This is a genomic window from Betaproteobacteria bacterium (genome assembly GCA_016720855.1).
GTDB lineage: Bacteria > Pseudomonadota > Gammaproteobacteria > Burkholderiales > Usitatibacteraceae > FEB-7.
In genome coordinates this window covers 410654-429301 of the sequence record JADKJU010000005.1, presented here as the reverse complement: position 1 = coordinate 429301, position 18648 = coordinate 410654, and the positions used below count along the sequence as shown (strand labels likewise).

Annotated in this window: 17 protein-coding genes; 14 read left to right on the top strand and 3 right to left on the bottom strand. The window is 63.6% G+C overall.

Annotated features, from left to right (window positions below; all coding sequences use genetic code 11):
* The first annotated feature begins 23 nt into the window (after nucleotides 1-23).
* The 12 genes from IPP91_19840 to IPP91_19785 all read left to right on the top strand — a co-directional run bounded on the left by IPP91_19840 (nucleotide 24) and on the right by IPP91_19785 (nucleotide 13429).
* Nucleotides 24-4118, top strand: a complete 4095-nt coding sequence (locus IPP91_19840) for a phage tail tape measure protein (GenBank protein ID MBL0144290.1) — start codon at nucleotides 24-26, stop codon at nucleotides 4116-4118.
* A 12-nt stretch (nucleotides 4119-4130) separates the two neighbouring features.
* Nucleotides 4131-4538: a hypothetical protein gene (locus tag IPP91_19835; GenBank protein ID MBL0144289.1), complete on the top strand. Its 408-nt coding sequence runs from the start codon at nucleotides 4131-4133 to the stop codon at nucleotides 4536-4538.
* Between the two features lie 3 nt (nucleotides 4539-4541).
* A complete protein-coding gene (locus IPP91_19830) occupies nucleotides 4542-6998 on the top strand; it encodes a hypothetical protein (GenBank protein ID MBL0144288.1) in 2457 nt (818 codons plus the stop codon).
* An 11-nt stretch (nucleotides 6999-7009) separates the two neighbouring features.
* Nucleotides 7010-8170 carry a hypothetical protein gene (locus IPP91_19825; protein MBL0144287.1) on the top strand — a complete coding sequence of 387 codons (1161 nt, stop codon included), beginning with the start codon at nucleotides 7010-7012 and terminating at the stop codon, nucleotides 8168-8170.
* 21 nt (nucleotides 8171-8191) lie between these two features.
* Complete coding sequence (locus IPP91_19820) at nucleotides 8192-9361, top strand: hypothetical protein (protein ID MBL0144286.1); 1170 nt, start codon at nucleotides 8192-8194, stop codon at nucleotides 9359-9361.
* A 1-nt stretch (nucleotide 9362) separates the two neighbouring features.
* Complete coding sequence (locus tag IPP91_19815) at nucleotides 9363-9707, top strand: hypothetical protein (protein MBL0144285.1); 345 nt, start codon at nucleotides 9363-9365, stop codon at nucleotides 9705-9707.
* Entirely contained in the window at nucleotides 9704-10093 is a 390-nt protein-coding gene (locus tag IPP91_19810; GenBank protein MBL0144284.1) for a hypothetical protein, read from the top strand. Before IPP91_19815 ends, IPP91_19810 begins: the two co-directional genes overlap by 4 nt.
* 3 nt (nucleotides 10094-10096) lie before the next feature.
* Nucleotides 10097-11902, top strand: a complete 1806-nt coding sequence (locus IPP91_19805; GenBank protein ID MBL0144283.1) for a hypothetical protein — start codon at nucleotides 10097-10099, stop codon at nucleotides 11900-11902.
* Nucleotides 11895-12116, top strand: coding sequence for a hypothetical protein (locus tag IPP91_19800; GenBank protein MBL0144282.1), 222 nt, complete (start codon nucleotides 11895-11897; stop codon nucleotides 12114-12116). The genes IPP91_19805 and IPP91_19800 overlap by 8 nt, the downstream gene beginning before the upstream one ends.
* A gap of 85 nt (nucleotides 12117-12201) precedes the next feature.
* Nucleotides 12202-12504, top strand: coding sequence for a hypothetical protein (locus tag IPP91_19795; protein ID MBL0144281.1), 303 nt, complete (start codon nucleotides 12202-12204; stop codon nucleotides 12502-12504).
* Nucleotides 12501-12977, top strand: a complete 477-nt coding sequence (locus tag IPP91_19790) for a hypothetical protein (protein ID MBL0144280.1) — start codon at nucleotides 12501-12503, stop codon at nucleotides 12975-12977. The genes IPP91_19795 and IPP91_19790 overlap by 4 nt, the downstream gene beginning before the upstream one ends.
* Nucleotides 12974-13429, top strand: coding sequence for a lysozyme (locus tag IPP91_19785; protein MBL0144279.1), 456 nt, complete (start codon nucleotides 12974-12976; stop codon nucleotides 13427-13429). The genes IPP91_19790 and IPP91_19785 overlap by 4 nt, the downstream gene beginning before the upstream one ends.
* Nucleotides 13430-13504: 75 nt before the next feature.
* Here IPP91_19785 and IPP91_19780 read toward each other — a convergent pair whose 3' ends face one another.
* Together IPP91_19780 and IPP91_19775 are read right to left on the bottom strand one after the other, a co-directional pair.
* Entirely contained in the window at nucleotides 13505-14566 is a 1062-nt protein-coding gene (locus IPP91_19780) for a hypothetical protein (protein MBL0144278.1), read from the bottom strand.
* 11 nt (nucleotides 14567-14577) lie between these two features.
* A complete protein-coding gene (locus IPP91_19775) occupies nucleotides 14578-15480 on the bottom strand; it encodes a hypothetical protein (protein ID MBL0144277.1) in 903 nt (300 codons plus the stop codon).
* 203 nt (nucleotides 15481-15683) lie between these two features.
* On the opposite strand from IPP91_19775, the gene IPP91_19770 reads away from it, so the two are divergent.
* Both IPP91_19770 and IPP91_19765 read left to right on the top strand, forming a co-directional pair.
* Nucleotides 15684-16517, top strand: coding sequence for a hypothetical protein (locus tag IPP91_19770; protein MBL0144276.1), 834 nt, complete (start codon nucleotides 15684-15686; stop codon nucleotides 16515-16517).
* A 148-nt stretch (nucleotides 16518-16665) separates the two neighbouring features.
* Complete coding sequence (locus IPP91_19765; GenBank protein ID MBL0144275.1) at nucleotides 16666-18159, top strand: multicopper oxidase family protein; 1494 nt, start codon at nucleotides 16666-16668, stop codon at nucleotides 18157-18159.
* 164 nt (nucleotides 18160-18323) lie between these two features.
* On the opposite strand, the gene IPP91_19760 is transcribed toward IPP91_19765, so the two are convergent.
* On the bottom strand, nucleotides 18324-18641 hold the full coding sequence (locus IPP91_19760; GenBank protein ID MBL0144274.1) for a hypothetical protein: 318 nt from the start codon (nucleotides 18639-18641) through the stop codon (nucleotides 18324-18326).
* Nucleotides 18642-18648 lie beyond the last annotated feature (7 nt).

The following is an 18648-nucleotide window of genomic DNA, read 5'->3' as shown; positions in this document are numbered from 1 at the left end:
TTCGCCTCTCCACACGTAGCCCCATGGCCTCCAACCGAATCTCCATCCTCGTTGCTCTCGAAGGTGCCGACGAAGGGCTCAAGCGCGCCATCACGTCGGCCGAGCGTAGCCTTGGGGAGCTTGCGACCACGGCCAAGACTGCCGGCGACAAGGCCGCTGCCGGCATGGCCGAAGTGAAGGCAGGGATGTCGGCGTTCAGCGAGCAGGTGGCAAGCGCCAAGACGCAGCTCCTCGCCTTCCTCTCAATCAGCTGGGCAGCCGGCAAGGCGCAGGATGTGATCCAGATTGCGGACGCGTGGGCCATGATGTCCTCGCGCCTGAAGCTTGCCACCGCTGGCCAGCAGGAATTCACCACCGCACAGAAGGAGCTCTTCGCCATCGCCCAGAGGATCGGCGTGCCGATCCAGGAGACCGCCACCCTCTACGGGAGGCTCCAGCAGGCAGTGCGGATGCTGGGCGGCGAGCAGAAGGATGCGCTCGCCATTACCGAGAGCATTTCGCAGGCGCTTCGCCTCTCGGGAGCCTCCGCCACCGAGGCGCAGTCGGCACTCCTGCAGTTCGGGCAGGCGCTCGCCTCCGGGGTGCTCCGCGGGGAGGAGTTCAACTCCGTCGTCGAAAACAGCCCGCGACTGGCGAAAGCCTTGGCGGACGGCCTGAATGTACCGATCGGGCGACTGCGGAAGCTCGCCGAGGAGGGGCGGCTCACGGCCGACGTGGTCGTCAACGCCCTCATGTCCCAGAAGGACGCGCTCGCTACCGAGTACGCGCAGCTTCCGCAAACGGTCAGCCAGTCCTTCGAACGGCTTCGCAACGCCTTCGGCCAATGGGTCAGTCAGGTCGATGCCTCCACGGGCCTCACCCGCAGACTCGCGGAGGCCATGACGTGGCTCTCGCAGAACCTCGACACCGTGATGCAGTGGCTAAAGCGCGTCTCGGAGTTGGGGCTCGCCGTGCTCGCCTATCGCTTGATCCCGGCCGTCATCACCGCCTGGCAAGCCGCAGGTGCTGCAGCGGTGGCCGCCGCCAACGCGACGGTGGCGGCATGGGCCACGGTGAACCAGTCCCTAACGGGAGCGGTGGCCAGTATCGGACTCGTGAAAACTGCCTTTGGCGTCCTGGGGGCCCTCTTTGCTGGCTGGGAGATCGGCACGTGGCTCTCCGAGAAATTCGAGATCGTCCGTAAAGCCGGGATCTTCATGGTCGAGATCCTGATGCGCGGAATCGAAGAGCTGCGCTTTCGGTGGGAGATGTTCGCCGCCCTCTTCACCTCCGACACGCTTGCGCAGGCGACTCAACGCCATCAGGCACGGCTTGCCGAGATGAATCAGGTCTTCGCGCAGATGTATGCAGACGCCGGACGGGGAACGGAGGCCGCAAAAGGGGCGATGAACTCCGCAGCTTCGGCAGCCGAGGAGATCGCCAAGCGCCTGGAGGCCGTCCGGCAGGGCACTCAGGAGGCGGTTGCCCGGGGTGTGGAGGCCGTGCACGGAGCGCTCGAAAAGCTCAAGTCTCGGCTCGGGGAGGTTGAGCAGGCGGTCGGCAAGGCGAACCAGACCGTGGCCGATGCGACAGCCAAGATGGCGGAGGCCTACAAAGGGCTCACCTCGCTCGTGGAGGCAAACCTGCAACAGCAGGTCGAGGCCGTCAAAGCGCGCTACCAGCAGGAAGTCGCCGAACTTGCAGCGCTCCAGACGTCGGAATCCGCGGCGATCACGCGCTCCACACAGCTACTTTCGGAGTCGCTCACCCAGCAAGCACTCCTTCGCCGGCAGGCTTCCGCGGAAGCCCTGAAACTCATCGATGACGAGTCCGGCGCTCGCCTGGCGGCCGCGCAGCACCAGGGCCAGAGCGATGCCGAGCGCTCGGCCAACGTCCAGCGGGTCGAGAACGAGATCCTGGCCGCCAAGCGCCAGACGATGACCCAGGCGATTGCCGAGTACCGCAGCCACGTCGATGCCCTGAATGCCGAGGCGAACCGGCACTTGGCCGAGGTGAATCGGATCGAGCAGGAGAAGCGGCGCCTCTCCATGTCCACGGAGGAGCGGATCCGCGACATCCAGCGCCAGGGGATGAGCGAGTACGAGGCGACCGAGGATCGCAAGAGCCAGATCGCGGAGTACCAGGAGCAAGCGCGCCGGGCGCTGGCCAATGGCTCCTTTGAGGAAGCGCGAAGCCTCGCCCAAAAGTCCATGGACTTGGCCGCCCAGGTTGCGGCTAGTGAAACGAGTGAGGCCCGACGCGCCGAGGATGCCCGCCGCCAGGCGGAGCAGGGTGCCACTCAGATTGTCGCGCTCGAAGCGCGTGCGCGGGAAGCCTCCCGCAATCAGGAGTACGGCAAGTCCGAAGCCCTGATGCGGCAGGCAGATCAGCTGCGAGCCGAGATCTCTCAGCGCACGCAGGAGGCGGACGCCGCGATCGCCCGGGGCAAAGAAGGGGTCAACACGGCGGTCCAGAAGATCAAGTCCTCGGAGGAGATCCTCACTCAGACCCTGGACGCCGAGGCGAACGCGCACCGGACGGCCGCCCAGTCGGCCATGTCCGCCCGCGACCAGATCAAGCAGACCCTTACCGAGACCCAGACCCAGGTCGACCAACTCACGGCGAAGCTTCAGCAGGGCCTCAAGGTCACGATCGACGCCGATGCCTCTCGCTTTACCCAGGCTCTCGCAGATCTGGACAAGGCGCTTGCCGAGAAGAAGCTCCTCGTCTCGATTCAGGCCGACCTGCAGCAGGCGGAAAAGCAGCTGCGTGAGTACGAGCAGCTACTCAAGGAGGGCAAAACCCTTCCCATCAATGCCGATGTCGGCAAGGCGCGCGACGCGCTTGACAAGCTTCGCACCTACGCCGATCAGAACGCGCTCCTGGAATTGCGCGTCACGACCGAGAAGGCCCAAGCCTCGATCACCAACGTCGACGGGATGATTCGTGCCCTCGAGCGGATCCAGACGGAGTCGCGCCACCAGGTGAACGCCAACGTGGACACCGTGCGCTCCCAGATCCAGTCCTTGAACGGCGCGAATACCTCGAGCACCCACACGATCACGGTTCGCCGCGTCGAAGGAAACGCAACCGGCGGCCTCGTCGGCGCTGGCGCACGGCAAGGTGCTGGCGCAAGGCAAGGTGCTGGCGCACGGCAATTTGCTGACGGCGGGAGCGTGGCCTCCGCATTTCCTCGCATGGCGGGCGGCTCGGTGCCCGGATCCGGCCACCACGACACGGTACCGCGCACCCTGGAAGCCGGCGCCTTTGTGCTCCGCAAGGCCGCCGTCCGGAAGTACGGCGGTGGGACGCTCTCGCGGCTTGCCAATGGGGTCGCGCGCTTTGCGCTCGGCGGCCCCGTCGCAAAGTCCTCTGCCGCGAGGAAAGCCAATCGAGAGCGCCCCTCGGAGGATCGCGATCTGGGGCGGCCAACGCCTCCGAAGCGAAATCGCGAAGCGATCGAAGCTCTGAAGCTCATCGAACTGGGCCTCCGGGGGATGGACGAATACACCCTGTGGCTCGAGCGCACTTATAGCGGCGGGGTGAGTCTCGACATGCGCTACAAGACCATGGAGCGCTACCGCGCCGAGGCCGCAAAGGATCGCGACATCGTCCAAACCCTCATGGGTAGGAACCAGCTCACCGGCAATGAGCGTGGACACATGGCCCGCATTCAGCAGACGTGGCGCTCGGCCATGGCGCAGCCGCTGGCCTTCGGCAAAGACCTGGAGCGCGAGCTTGTCTCCTACATGGAGCAGAACGAGGCGCGAGGCTTTGCCGAAGGGGGCCCTGCGGCCTCCGACTCCGTGCCGGCCATGCTCACGCCCGGTGAGTACGTGGTGAACAGGGCCGCAGTCGCGCGCTTTGGATCCGGCTTCTTCGCAGCGCTCAATAGCCTGGCGCTTCCCGCCCGCGCGGTCGCTGCCCGGGTCCAGGGCTACGCCTCGGGGGGCTTGGTGGGACTGGGCCCACCCACGCTTTCACTAACGCGGCCTGTCCTGGAAGCCAACACCGCACCCACGCGCACCGTGCGGGTCGAGTTGGCGGCCGGCGATCGCCGGGTCAACGCCACCATCGACGCCGGAGATGAGTCCCGGCTCTTGCAGATCCTCGAAGTCGCCCGCGCTCGCGCGGCCTGAGTCCAAAACCACATGCAACTCAAAAACCTCACCGATGGGGTGGTGCTGGCGTTGCCAGACGACCTCCTGTGGACCGATGAGCACGCCTGGAGTCCAGTCGTCGCCAACATCTCCTATCTACTCACCGGCGCACTTCTCGTGCAGTCCGGCACCCGGCAGGCAGGCCGCCCGATTACCTTGGTGGGTGCCGCTGACATGGCGTGGGTGACGCGCGCCGTGGTGGAGACCCTCTACGGCTGGGCCGCTGATCCTCTGGCGGTCGACTCCGGGCGCTTCGAGCTCACGCTCGCCGATGCCCGCGTCTTCGTCGTGGCCTTTCGCTTTGGCGATACCGCGATCGAGGCCGAGCCCGTCCTAGGCTTTCCGGCGCGGTCGGGGTCCGACTACTACCGCCTGACACTTCGCCTGATGGAGATCTAGCAGATGGGCATTCTCGCAGGCGACGTAAAGCTCGTCGCATCGCAAGTCATGGACGACGTGGATAACGGCGGCGGCCCTCCGACGTCGAACGTCATCACCGATGGGGCGAGCAACTCCATCTTCAATGACATCAGCGAACTCGACCGCGCCGGCGGCCGGGTCAACTTCCGCAAAGTCTTCGCGAGCATCCAGACACCCACAGTGGATGGCTACTACGGGGGCAACGTCATCGTGGCCGACCCGCCCGACGACCCACGGGTAGCGGTGACGATATTCAAGACGGGCGATGTCTTTGATCAGCGCGAGGACGCGGCAAACCGCGTCGAGGCCTACCTCAACAAGGGATCCCTCTGGGAAGGCTACCTCTTCGAGAACCACATCACCGGCCAGCGCTCGATCCAACTCTTTCAGCGCGAAGGCTCCCCGCTGCCTCCGGTGGGGAAAACCCTCTACCTCGGCATGAACGAGGGGACCGGCACGGAGTTCTCGCAATACGTCCGCGTCACACGCGTTTCCGCAGAAGTTCGCACATTCACCTACTCCCAGAGCGGGACCTACACGGACTACAAGGCGAACGTAGTGACGTGCGAGCTCTCCGATGCGCTGCGCTACGACTTCCCAGGCTCGCCTCCCGATCGCACCTTTCAGCCGGCCACAGGCAAGACGCGCGTGCGCGACACCCTGGTCGCCAATGCCGCGAAGTACTACGGAGCGGTCGCGACTGTCACGCCGATTGACACCGGTGACGTGAGCGCCGAGGTGGAGACAATCTTTGCTCAGATCGTGCCTTCGGCGCAGACCGAGACACCCATTGTGGATGCCCGCTCCAACGGCCTGAGTGTCGCCTACACCCAGAGCGGCTCCCCGATCTCGCGCTCCATCACGCTCGCTTTCACCACCACCCAGGCGCTCTTCGTCGGCGGCGGGACCTTGCCGGGGAGCCTCACGGTCGTCCGCTCGGGCGTCACCCTCACCGATGCCGCTGGGCTTCTCCTCAATGGCTCGACCGAAGTCGGAACCGTCGACTATGAGAACGGGATCCTCCGGCTCGTAACCAACGTCTGGGGAACCTCGGCCGGTACGCAGGTGGTGACCTACACCCCGGCCGACATTCCGCCGCTCATTTCCGATTCCATCGGCATCAACGTCACGGCCGAGAGCCGCAGCATCAGCTACGCCCTCACGCTGCCTGCCATTCCAGCACGGGCCTCCTTAAGCGTGTCCTACCTCTCCGGTGGCACGTGGTACGTCCTTCGTGAGAACGGCACGGGCGCCATCAAGGGAGCGGATGCCGCCTACGGGGTGGGGACACTCTCGTATCTCACCGGCTCCGTCGCGCTCACCCTGGGCGCGCTGCCGGACGTGGGCAGCGCCATCATCCTGCAGTTCTATACGAACGCGGTCGTGGGTGCGGTCCCCAACACCGACCTTGTGAACGGCGCCAAGCTCTTTACCCCACTCAATACCTCCGGTGAGGCGAGCGATGCCCCGGGAGCCACGCGCATCCTCGCAGGCCAGCTCACGGTGTCCTGGACCAACGGCACGGTGAAAACCGCAACCGATGACGGCTACGGGAACCTCACGGGCGATGCGACCGGGGTCGTGAACTACACCAAGGGCGTGGTCTTCTTGAGCCCGAATGCGCTCCCGGCGTCCGGGACCATGTTTCTCCTCGACACGACCGGCGATACCCCGCTGTCGGCCGCTTCCGTCAATGTGTTCGGGGGCTTCATCGGGGCAGCGAATGTGAAGCCCGGCACCGTGTCCTTCACGCTTGCCGCGCAGTTCAACTACTCGACCACTTACCCCTTCGGTGATCTGCGGATCGACCCTGCGCAGAAGTCCAGGGCCATTGCTGTCACCGATGACGGCAATGGAAACCTGAACTTCGAGGACGACGTCCACGGCCGCACCGTCATTGGCACGATCGATTACGCCACGGGCCAGATCAACGTCAGCGCCTCGACCGCCCTCGGCAAGGCCGACGTGCAGGGCCCGGCGATCATCACCACGCCGCTCAACTTCCCGCAGTACTCCCAGACCTTCATCTGGAACGCTTCCCCCATCGGCGGCTGGGGCGGTGCGGGCGACCTGCGTATCCGCACGCTCACCGTCGCCCCGCAGACCGTCGACGGTGGCCTACATCGTCGCGGCGGGGTAGCGCCAATAGCGTCAGCATCCAGGTCAATCAATACGTCGGGCGAGCGGTCCTCGCGCCAAACTACCTACTGCGGGGGACGCGCTTCAAAATTGGGGCCGACATCTACGTCGGGCAGACGGACGGCTCGATCTCTCGCAACCCCGATCCGGCGACCGGTTCGGGCACCCCGGCAGGGGCAATCAGCGCTTCGCTTGGCGACTTCGCGATCACCGCCTGGACAACGAATGCCTCACCCGCGATCACCGAGTGGGCCGGCATCCAGGCACCCCCGACTGCGGGGCTCTCCGCGCCGTTCATGAATTCAGGCGTCATGTTCCGCACAGCCGCCTCTCCCCTTCGCCCGTCTTCCATTAGCGTGCAGGGCACGCTCCAGGACGGCACCGACTTTAATGTCACGGCCGATGCCAATGGCAAGTTCAACGCGACGCGTGTGAAAGGAACGGTCGACTACGAGTACGGCATCGTCCAGCTCTTCTTCGTAAACCCCGCCGGAGACCCGGGCCTCAACATCGACCTGACCCACTTGGGGATTGCAGGTCTCACCGTGCTGCCGGCCGACCTCTGCCGCGTCTCCACCATTCGCTACAACGCCGTTTCCTACTCCTACCTCCCGCTCGACGCCGAGATCCTTGGCCTGGACCCGGTGCGCCTACCCACCGATGGCCGGGTGCCGATCTTCAATCCTGGCGACTTCGCCGTCATCGGCCACGCCGAGACGATCGGCCCGCAGACGGTCTCCAACGCGCAGACGATCAACTGCGGCCGCGTGCGACTTTCGCGCGTTCGGGTCATCGGCAGCGACGGCAACGTCATCGATACCGGCTACTCGGCGAACCTCGAGGCCGGCACCGTCACCTTTTCCGATGTGTCGGGCTACGCGCAGCCGGTGACGATCGAGCATCGGATCGAGGACATGGCGCAGATCGCCGACGTCCAGATCAACGGCGCCATGGCTTTTACGCGGCAGATCTCCCACGACTATCCGGTTGGCTCGGTCGTGTCGTCCGCGTTGGTGGCGGGGGACCTGCGCGCCTACGTCCCGGTGCTCTTTGACCAGGCGACGTGGGCGGGCACTTGGCTCGATGACGTATCGGGGTCCCCCGCGACCGGGACCTACAACGACGTCCTGGCCCCGGTCGAGGTGACGAATGTGGGTGCGAGCACCGAGCGCTGGTCCATCCAGTTCACGAACACCACCGCATTCAACGTGATCGGCGAGCACGTGGGCCTGATTGCCACCGGCAACACCGCAACGGACGTAGCACCCATCAACCCCGCGACCGGCCAGCCCTATTTCACGCTGCGCGCCACCGGTTGGGGCGGCGGGTGGGCGGCTGGCAACGTCCTGCGGTTTAACACCGTCGGCGCCCTCTTTCCCGTCTGGGTGGTTCGCACCATCCAACAGGGGCCGGAGACCGTGCCCAACGACAGCTTCACGCTCCTCATCCGTGGCGATGTCGATCGCCCGTAATCGCCTTCCAGGGATCCGCCCATGACCGACACCACCGTCAAGATCTTCGACTCCTCGATGACGGGAGCGCCGACACTCACGAACGTCGCCGGCAACCTCCTCGCGGTCCTCGATGCCTGTCTCGTAGACGGCTTTGGCCTCAAGACCGTCGACTCGCTCGTCGTGGCGGGAGGACTCGCCACAGCCACCATCGCCACTGGCCACTCCGCGCGGGTGAATACCGTGGTACTGATTGCCGGCGCCACGCCGCCTGAGCTCAATGGCGAGAAGCGCGTCTTGAGCACCACCACCAATACGGTCGTGTTCGACGCGACGGGGATCACGGACCAGACCGCAACGGGAACCATCACCCTCAAACTGGCGCCCGCAGGGTGGGTGAAGGCCTTTACGGGCACGAACAAGGCCGCCTACAAGTCGGGCAACGTGGCCGCGACCGGTCTACACATCCGCATTGACGATGCGGGCACCACGTCGGCGCGCGCATTCGGCGCCGAAGGCATGACGGACGTGGATACCTATACGGCCAAGTTCCCGACCGAAGCGCAGATGGCCGGCGGCGCCTACATCCCCAAGGCGAACAGCGCGACCGCGAAGAAGTGGTGGGTGATCGCAAACGATCGCTTCTGCTACCTGGCCGTCGCGCCGAACTCGTCCTTGGTGGATGCCGTATTCGTGCTCGCCTGGGGCGATGTGGCCTCGAAGAAGAGTCCGGACAATTTCAAGTTCGCCGTGTACCTGAAGAACAGCGACGTTTCCGCGGCCACCCCTGAAGCGTCGAGCTCTCCCGTCGCATCCAACTACTCGGCGGCGATGAATGTCCGCTACATCGCGCGCTCCTACCTCGGCACGGGTGGGTCGCAGGCGATCACCTTTCGCTACGCACTTTCGCCGACTTCCACAGGTGTCCTTTACGAAACCTCTGGGTACTACAGTTCGAACCTGCCGTACCCGAACGCGGCCGACAACGGCCTGATTCTGTCGACCCCTGTGATCTTCGAAGGCGCGACCTACCGCGCGGAACTTCCCGGTGCGTACTTCACTCCGCAAATGACCTCGACCCTGATCACGCAGGACTCCGTCTTCGAAGATACCCCCGTAGCTGGCAAGAAGCTTCTCTACAAGCAGTTGGGCGCAGGCACCGCCTACGCGGGCGGGATGTTCTTCGATATCACCGGACCGTGGGCGAACTAGCATGGCCGCGACCCTGGTGGGACTCGCCCTCTTCTCCATTTTCCAGCCGGTGGGGAGCGGCAAGCTCTCGGCAAAGTACTTCACTGGCGACACGGCATATGGTGGACGCGGACGGATCGAGGGGACCGTCAAAGAGAAGGGCTCCCCCGACGTGCCGGTCGCACGCCAAGTGTGGCTGGTTGCTGAAGTTACCGGCACCGTGATCCGGGAGACGTGGAGCTCGCCTGACGGCGCCTACGCCTTCGACTACATCGACCACCGCTACAAGTACACGGTCGTCGCCTTCGATCACACCGGGAACTACCGGGCGGTGATTGCCGACAACCTTGCCCCCGTCATTCCGTGATTTCTGTTTCCGTCGCTCTCGCCAACGCCCGCCTGGACGCTGTCGTGACCTTCCTAGCGCTGGGCTCTGGGGCGGCGCGGGTAGACATCTTCGGAACGGTGCGTCCAGCAAACGGCGCCGATCCTGGGGGCGCGCCCCTGGTTTCGATCCCGCTCCTGGAGCCAGTCGGGATAGTTGCGGGTGCCGTCCTCACGATTACGCCGCCCGAGTCGGCCATGATCTCGGTTACGGGCACCGCCGTGTGGGCGCGGTTCGTCAATGGCGACGGCGCACCGGCGTGGGATTGCGATGTGTCGGAGGCAGGGGGCCCAGGGGAGGTCTGGCTCGACTCCGTGCAGCTATTCGCGGGCGGGAGGGCCACCATCACGGCCGGCACCCTGGGGTAGTCCGTGGCCGATGCCGATCTGCTTTTCAGCCTGCTGCCAGGGACAGCAAACCTCCTCTTCGGGGAGTCGTCGGTTGCGCCCGATGTGTCGCTTTCGATCTCGGGGATATTTCCGCCCCTCGAGATGGCGATTGAGGCGATCTACCGATCCGACACGGCCCGGCCCACGGTCAACCGCGCCGCCACGGCATGGGACACGGCCGAAAGTACCCGCCAAGGCGCGCAGGAACGGGCCTCCACAGCGCTTCCTGTAGCGGCGGCAGGAATGGCACCTTGGGAACTTGCTGCGCCGCTCACGGCCCGCGTCGCGTCCCTGATCCCCGATTCCTTCGACCCCGCGCCAGTCCGGTGCGCGGCAGGGCACCAGGACGCGGCCCAGGTGGGTGCCGGCGACCGCCGAGTGGTGTCGGAGGAAGCGCTCCGCGATCGTCGGATCTCCAGGGCGTCCCGCTTTGAGGGCGCCGTCGGAATCCGGCATTCCCGGTGCTCGCGCTTCGAGGACGCCGACCGCCGGCCGCGTAGCGGTCCACGCAGCCGTTACCAGCGGGCGGTCAGGATTTCCGCCGGACAAGTGGCGCTTCACGAGACGGCCGCTCCGTTCCCGATCGGCTGGCAGTCATGGTGGGGCGACGCGATTCGGCCGCGTGCAGGGCGGTTCGCGCTACCGCCAGAGCCGCAACATCCCGCTTGCTACACGCCAAGCGGGGTACTGATCTTCAAGGACGCCGTCGCACTGGATGGCGTTCTCATCTTCATCTGCGAGAACGCCGTACCGCCCGGGCCGGGCGATACGGTCATCGTCCCGATTCGGAGGGTCTACGTGGTCGTCAATGACGTTCGCCTAAGGCGGGTGGTCGGGAACATCGATATTCCGACACTCTCCCTGGATCTCAAGATCGACGCCGATTCCTGGACCTGGGGCTTTGATGCCACGGTTCCCGCTGAGGCCTTAGGCGATCTCGAGCCAGACTCGAGCGGTAATCCGGTCGAGCTCGAGGTCACGATCAACGGCACCGCCTATCGGGTCCTGGCCGAGCGCTTGTCTCGCGAGCGCGCCTTCGGGGAAGCTTCCGTGAAAGTCACCGGCCGCGGAAAGGGTGCTGTCCTCGATGCGCCCTATGCGCCGACGAAGAATTTCGCGAACACGGCGAATCGCACCGCGCAGCAACTCATGGCCGACGCCCTGCGGGTCAACGGCGTGCCGATCGGCTGGAGCGTGGACTGGGGCATTACCGATTGGCTCGTTCCCGCAGGTGTCTGGTCCCATCAGGGGACGTACATTTCCGCCCTCAACACCATCGCGGAGGCCGCGGGGTCCTACCTGCAGCCGCATCGCACGGCGCAAACAATTCGCGTCCTGCCGCGCTATCCGGTCCCGCCCTGGGAGTGGGGCTCTGTGGTGCCTGGCTTCGTGCTCCCCTCGGCCGCGACCGCCCGTGAGAGCTTGGAGTGGAAGGACGCAGCCCGCTACAACGGTGTCTACGTATCCGGTGTCTCGGCGGGTGTGCTCGGATGGGTGAAGCGCATCGGGACCGCTGGAGATGAACTGGCGCCGATGGTAGTGGATCCCCTGATCACCGAGGCAGTCGCAGCACGCCAACGGGGGATCGCCATCCTCGCCGATACGGGACGGCAAATCGACGTAACGCTTCGCCTGCCGGTCCTCCCCGAAACGGGCGTCATCGAGCCCGGCGCTTTCGTTGAGTACCAGGACGGCGGCGTGAGCCGGCTGGGACTTGTCCGTAGCACCAGTGTCCAGGCGGGACTACCCGAGGTCTGGCAGACGCTCGGAGTCGAAACCCATGCATAACGTCTACCAGCAGTTTCGCCAGCTGCTACCGGATCCGCCCCTTCAGGCGGGGACCGTCACGGCAGTGGGCGCCGGCGTTGTCACGGTGCAACTCCCCGGTGGCGGGATCCTCACCGCTCGGGGAGATGCCCAGGTCGGCCAAACCGTATTCGTGCGCGACGATGTGATCGAGGGTGTCGCACCCAGTCTCACGCTGGAGGTAATCGAGATTTGATCCACCCGTAGATCAATGCTGTGATTCAACCCAGAACCCGCCCGAGGTCAGCCCCTCGTGGCGGGTTCGCCTTTTTGGAGACCCAATGAACGCCGAACACATCACACCGCCCCCCGAAGACAACGTCCTCACCGTCCGCAAGGAGGATTTCGAGGACCTGCTCGATCGCGCCGCCGAACGTGGCGCCGAGCGCGCGCTCGTTCACCTCGGCCTCGAGGGCCCGCATGCGGCCGAAGACATTCGGGAGCTACGCGATCTGCTCGAAGCCTGGCGCGATGCCCGTCGCACTGCCTGGCGCACCGTGATCCGTGTCGCGACGACCAGCCTCCTGGTGGTGGCGCTTCTGGGTGCGGCGATCAAGTTCAAGTTCATGGGAGGCTCGCAATGATCGAGACCTTGTTGGGTGGTCTGTTGGGTGGCGTCTTCCGCCTAGCGCCTGAAGTCCTGAAATGGTTCGACCGACGTGGCGAGCGCGGCCACGAACTCGCGATGCAGGACAAGGCGCTCGAGTTCGAAAGGCTCCGGGGCGCGCAGAAGATGTCCGAGATCGGCGCGGCAGCCGATGCGGCCTGGAACACCGGTGCCATCGAGGCCCTACGTGATGCAGTTCGCACCCAAGGCGAGAAGACCGGTGTGCGCTGGGCCGACGCGCTCTCAGTGAGCGTTCGACCCGTAATTACCTACTGGTTCATGGCCCTCTACTGCGCGGCCAAGACGGCGGCCTTTGTGGGCGCATTGACCGCCGGGATCGGCTGGAGTGCCGCCGTCCTGCAGGCCTGGACCGAGGCCGACCAGGCCCTCTGGGCCGGGGTGCTCAATTTCTGGTTCCTGGGACGCGTGTTTGACCGGGTGCGGCCGTGATTGCGGTTCCGCCTGCCGCGGTGGAACTCGCAAAGCGGTTCGAGGGATTCCACCGGGTGCCAAAGGAGGACCAGGGGCGAGCGCACCCGTATGTCTGCCCCGCGGGTTACTGGACGATTGGGTACGGCCATCTTTGCCACCCTGATCACCCGCCGATTACGGAAGCTGAGGCAGAGTCCTACCTCTTGCAGGACCTGAAGACAGCGCTTGCGGCCACGCTGCGGTACTGTCCGATATTGGCCACGGAGCCTGCCGGTCGGCTGGCTGCCATTGTGGATTTCACGTTCAACTTGGGGGCGGGGCGGCTACAGACTTCCACTCTGCGAAGGCGGATCAATCAGAGGGATTGGGCTGGTACCACCGCGGAACTGGGAAAGTGGGTTTATGGAGGCGGGAGGGTGTTGCCGGGGTTGGTGACGAGGCGACAGGCTGAAGCAGTGCTTCTAGCCTGAGGCCCCGATTTCAATGCAAGACTTCCTCAATAAAGATTGTCGGGCTTTCCTGATTTGCATGAGTGCCCAAGTCAATTACCAAGGCTGCGGCTGGATAGCGGTCGTGCGCCCACCGGGAAGTCGCACGGTAGCGGATGTTGGTGATGAAAATTCAATAGAGAATGATCCGTCATTTCCAGCTAGGTTTGGTGCCATGTACCCACACGATGCGCATTGACCACCTCGATAGCGGTCCAGCGTTGAGGACATCGTGACGCCAGCGCCCGTGCTAGACAGGCGCCCAGGGGCGTAGTACCAGACGGGATCACCGGCTGAGGTGTAACTGAACATCGCGACAACCATCACGCCGCGTTGAGTCTGCAGGCTATAACCCGTACCCGACTCATTGGGGTTCCACCACATTCCATTGACTGGGGTAAATGGCAGCGCCGCGCTTCCCCCTGCAGGCTGGGCGACCGCACCAGGCATCGTGTAGCCGGAGAGCTTCATAACCTGCGTGCCGTCGTCCATCATGACCATGCCAACGCCGGATGCGTACCAGACGTCGCGCGAAATGCTCGATCCCGACCGCTCGCGGATATGAAGCACGTTGGAGAAGGTGCCTGCCGGTGTCACGACGGTTTCGAGAGCTTGGGCGGAGTAGCTGCTCATGTAGCTCTGCGAGCCCATCGTGCTGCCTGTACCCGCCACCCCCATTGACCACGACTCCGCGTTCGCAAAGCCGCCACCGCCCATCATCGTTCCCGGTGTTACCGGATTCTTCATTACCCACTCAGGCGATGTCAGGGTCATCATGGAGTATTGCGTACCCGTGGGATTCGCCCCCGTTCCCCCGAAATAATGAACGCCATCGGGTCCCATGCCGTAGAAGTGAGTCGCATCGGTCGCACAGGCCGCCCCGATGTTGCATGTGTAGGTGTAGTGCATCGCGTAGAGGCCGGCCTGACCCGCCCACGTCTGCCCGCTCCGCATTACTGCCGCGCTCATGGCTGTCGTACCGCCAGCATGCATGTATTCGTAGCGCGCCCCGTCAACCATCGGAAAGTAACTCGAGGTCGACATCTGTGCCCCCATCATCTGGCTGAATGCGGAGGCCGACACAGCTGCCATTGCCACGGTTGCTAGAAATCTCTTCATGACTATCTGCCCTATTCTAGAAAGCAAGTTGGCCGCTGGATGCACCAAGGCGCGCGATCAGGGACTGCATCATCGATGAGGTTATGCCCGACCTGTTCTGCGCTGAAACGGTGAAGGCGGACATCGCGCCTGCAAGATCCCTGGTGCCGGCGGAAGGGGGACATGGTGGTCCCCATGCCCATACCACCCATCATCACCGGCGATTGGCCCATTCGTCCGTTCATGAATCCGTCCGACGAATCATTCATGAGGGCAGTTACCATGGCGGAGGACGTGGTCATTCCCAGGCTCCTCGCGTACTCGGACATTGCAGCGATGGACATCCCGTAGTTCATCGTGTCCGTGGTGGCGGTACTACCAGAGCCTGCGACAAGCGGATTCATCGGAGACACCCGAAGAATGTCGCTCACCAAGAAGTAGCTGCCAATGGCTGCGTTGGCCGACATGATGTTGGCATCGGTCATTCCACCGGCTTGGTTCTGTGCCAATGTCTGCGCCATCGAGGTCAGTGGCGTGATCTGAATCCCGCTCATCGTGGCGTTTGCCGCGACCGTGGGGAGAACTGCCGTCATCACGTCTCCCGATGCCATGTTCATCGGGGAGCCCGTCGCCTCGTCCGTGTAGGTGCCCCCGGAAAGTTGCAGCATCACGGCCCCGGTGTGGCTCCCGATCGACAGCGTGAATCCTCCGCCAGCATCGGTCGTCGTAGTGCCTATCTGTGCGCCGCGTGATCCACCGCTCACGGCATAGGCAGTAACGGTTGCGCCACTCACCGGACCCTTGAATCCAGTTCCGCCGATCACCCCACCTGATGCCGAAGGGCTCGTTCCGCCGCCGCCGCATGCCGCAAGCGATAGCAGCGCGAAAAGCGCTAACGCATGGGAAAAGATTCCGGAGCAATGTTTACGGGTCATGGGTGAGCCTTGTGTGCTGTCGCATTGAGACTTGCGCGGATCGTGACTGTGGTCAGGTGAGACCTGAGTCAGATTCCCAAAGTTCATTAGGGAATACTGAAATAGGTTCTATGAGGGCACAATACGTGGGAAAATTTCCCACGTCAAGAGTTTCCTGTGCTAGGATCAAACGGCCAATTTCGCAAAGCCAAATCCATCTGCGCATGAGTTTGTTGAACACCACAGCCCCTGCACCGGCGCTTGTACGCGCGATCCGGCGCGCCCTGCGCCCGATGGTTCGCCTGATGCTAGCCAGCGGGGTGACGTATCCACTGATGGCCGAACTCCTCAAGGGCGTTTTCGTTGAATTGGCCGAGCGCGAGTTCCGCCTCGGGGCGCGGAAGATGTCCGACAGCCGTATCAGCCTTTTATCGGGTGTGCACCGCAAGGACGTACGGCGTTTACGCGGGTCGGATACGTCCGCGAAGGAAGTCGTGCCCGAAAGCGTTTCGCTGGGCGGTCGGCTCGTGACAACGTGGCTCTCCGACGAGCGCTTCCTCGATGAAGACGGGAATGCGAGACCACTGCCGCGTGCGCGCACTAACGGCGCACGAGTTTGCTTCGAGGACCTCGTTGCGAGCCGCAGCACCGATATCCGTCCGCGCGTCGTGTTGGATGAGTGGCTTCGCCTTGGGGTGGTTCGAATCGACGAACAGGACCGACTTGTGCTAAACGCCGATGCGTTCGTGCCGCCAGCCGGGCTTGACGAAAAACTCTTCTTTTTCGCGCACAACCTGCACGACCACGCGGCGGCAGCCACGGAAAATCTGCTGGGGAACCGCCCACCGCGGTTCGAGCGAAGCCTTATGTATGAGGGTCTCACGCAGTCCAGCGTCGAGCACGTGGAAAAGCGGGCTCACGGCCTCGGAATGAAGATGCTGACCGATTTGAACCGCGTGGCCACTACGCGCGAGGAGAGTGAAGCCGCGTCTCCTGAACCGCGTCAACGAATTACGTGTGGCATTTACTTCTACAGCGAGCCAGTCGGTCGCGAATGAGTCGACTTAGGCGCAGATCGATAGGCCGAGAGTCGCGATCACCGACGAAAGCTCGCCATATCTGCCTGAGCGCACCTTGACCTCTTCGACCGATAACGGATGTCGCACCATCAAGTACTCGAACCCTTTCATTCCCAAGGAGTAACACATGCGTCGTCGTCAGTTTATTCAAACAGTTGCAGCGGGCACCCTATCGACACTGTTTGCATCTCATAACCTTTCAGCACAAATGCGGGGCATGCCGCGTGTAGGCATGGGAGGCATGTTTGGTGGGACATCTGCCTTTGGATCGACAATTCCCACTGGACTTCCGTTGCGTCGCCTCGATGCACTTGCGAACACCAGTGCCGTCGAGGATGCCTTCCGGGGGGCGCTCACCGCCTCTCCATACCAGACCTCTTTGGTCCCCGGCCGTGTGACCGAGCTATGGGGGTACAACAACCAGTGCCCGGGCCCGGTCATCGAGTTACGCGAGGGACAGAACGTCAAGATTGACTTTGCCAATCGACTGCCCATCGAATCGACCATCCACTGGCACGGCCTTGCGGTTCCCGTGGACCAGGACGGCAGCCCAATGAACCCAGTGGCGTCCGGGGCCAACCAGATCTATTCCTTCGATGTGCCAATTGGCAGTGCCGGCACGTACTGGTATCACCCACACGCGCATCAGACGACAACGCTCCAGGTAGGCCACGGTCTCGCCGCCCCGCTCATCGTACGTGGTGCCGATGACCCGCTGGACGACCTCCCCGAGTTGACCTTGATGATCACGGAACTCGCGCTCGACCAATATGGGCAGGTGGCTTCCGGCTCCGTGTTGATGTCCGGCATGAGCGGGATGATGATGACAGGTGCGGGCACGTTGCTGGTGAACGGGCAAAGGCTACCGGTTCACGCGACAACACCGGGCGCCACCGAGCGTTGGCGGATCATAAATGCGACGGCCGACCGTTACCTGCGTCTCGGTCTCGACGGCCACCAATTTGCTGTCGTCGGGACTGATGGCGGCTTTCTGAGTCAGCCATTGCTAGGGCAGACGGAATGGCTTCTTGCTCCCGCCCAGAGAATTGAAATCGTCGTGACAGTCGAGACGAGACAATCGACACGCTATGTGCTTCGTGACCTTGGTTATGGCGGCGCGATAAATGGCAGGGCAGGTAGCGAATTGATGACGGTTCAGACGAGCAGTGCTGCAGCACTCGTACCTGTTGTTCTGCCGGGGTCACTGCGTCCGATTGCCGATCTTGGACCCGCAAGCATTCGGCAGCAAATTGTGCTTTCCGCCAGCGGCATGGGCATGATGGGCACGTTCCTTATCAACGGCAAGACCTTTGACATGAACCGCGTCGATCTCGAAGCGGTGGTCGGTCGCGTGGAGCTTTGGGACCTGGTGAACACCACGTTTATGGATCACCCAATACACATTCACGGGACTCAATTTCAGGTCGTCAGCCGGACAGCCCGGGGAGTTACCGTTCCAGCTAGCTATCTGGCGTGGTTCGACACCGTGAACGTCCCGGCTGGGGAGACGGTCACAATCAAGACACGGCAAATGCTGCCCGGAAAGCGAATGTTTCACTGCCACATTCTGCCGCATGAAGATGCAGGAATGATGGCTGTGCTGAATGTGCTGCCTTCCTGAATAGCCGGCAACGGTGCACCACCGTTGCCGGTCATCGCCTAAGCGAGACGCGTGGCTCTGGCCACGGGCCGTCGTGCGCATTGAGAGACCGGCCGGAATGGGCCATTCACCGCGTGTTTGCAGTGTAACCGTAGACCTCCCGCCACCGCACCATGTGACGTCCTCTAGTAAGGAATCGTCAGCCGCCGTAGATCAAGGGCGGTCTCGACGTTCATTGCCGGCAACTCGACGTGCAGCAACCCCAGCTCATCGATGAAAGCAATCGGCAGTAGGTCATGCCGCATCGCGATTACCTGGCCTAACTTGAGAAGGACCAGGCCGAGTTCCTCGAAGGCCATGCGCACCTTGCGCGGCGGTGGCCAACACTTCCTTCCGAAAAGAACACCCGCGAAGCCGTGTCGTACAAGCACGCGCAGGATCTGCTCCAGTCGTGGTGTCGTGCGCAGCAGGCCAATCTTCTGCGGCTCGATCCTCATGGCCATGACGTCC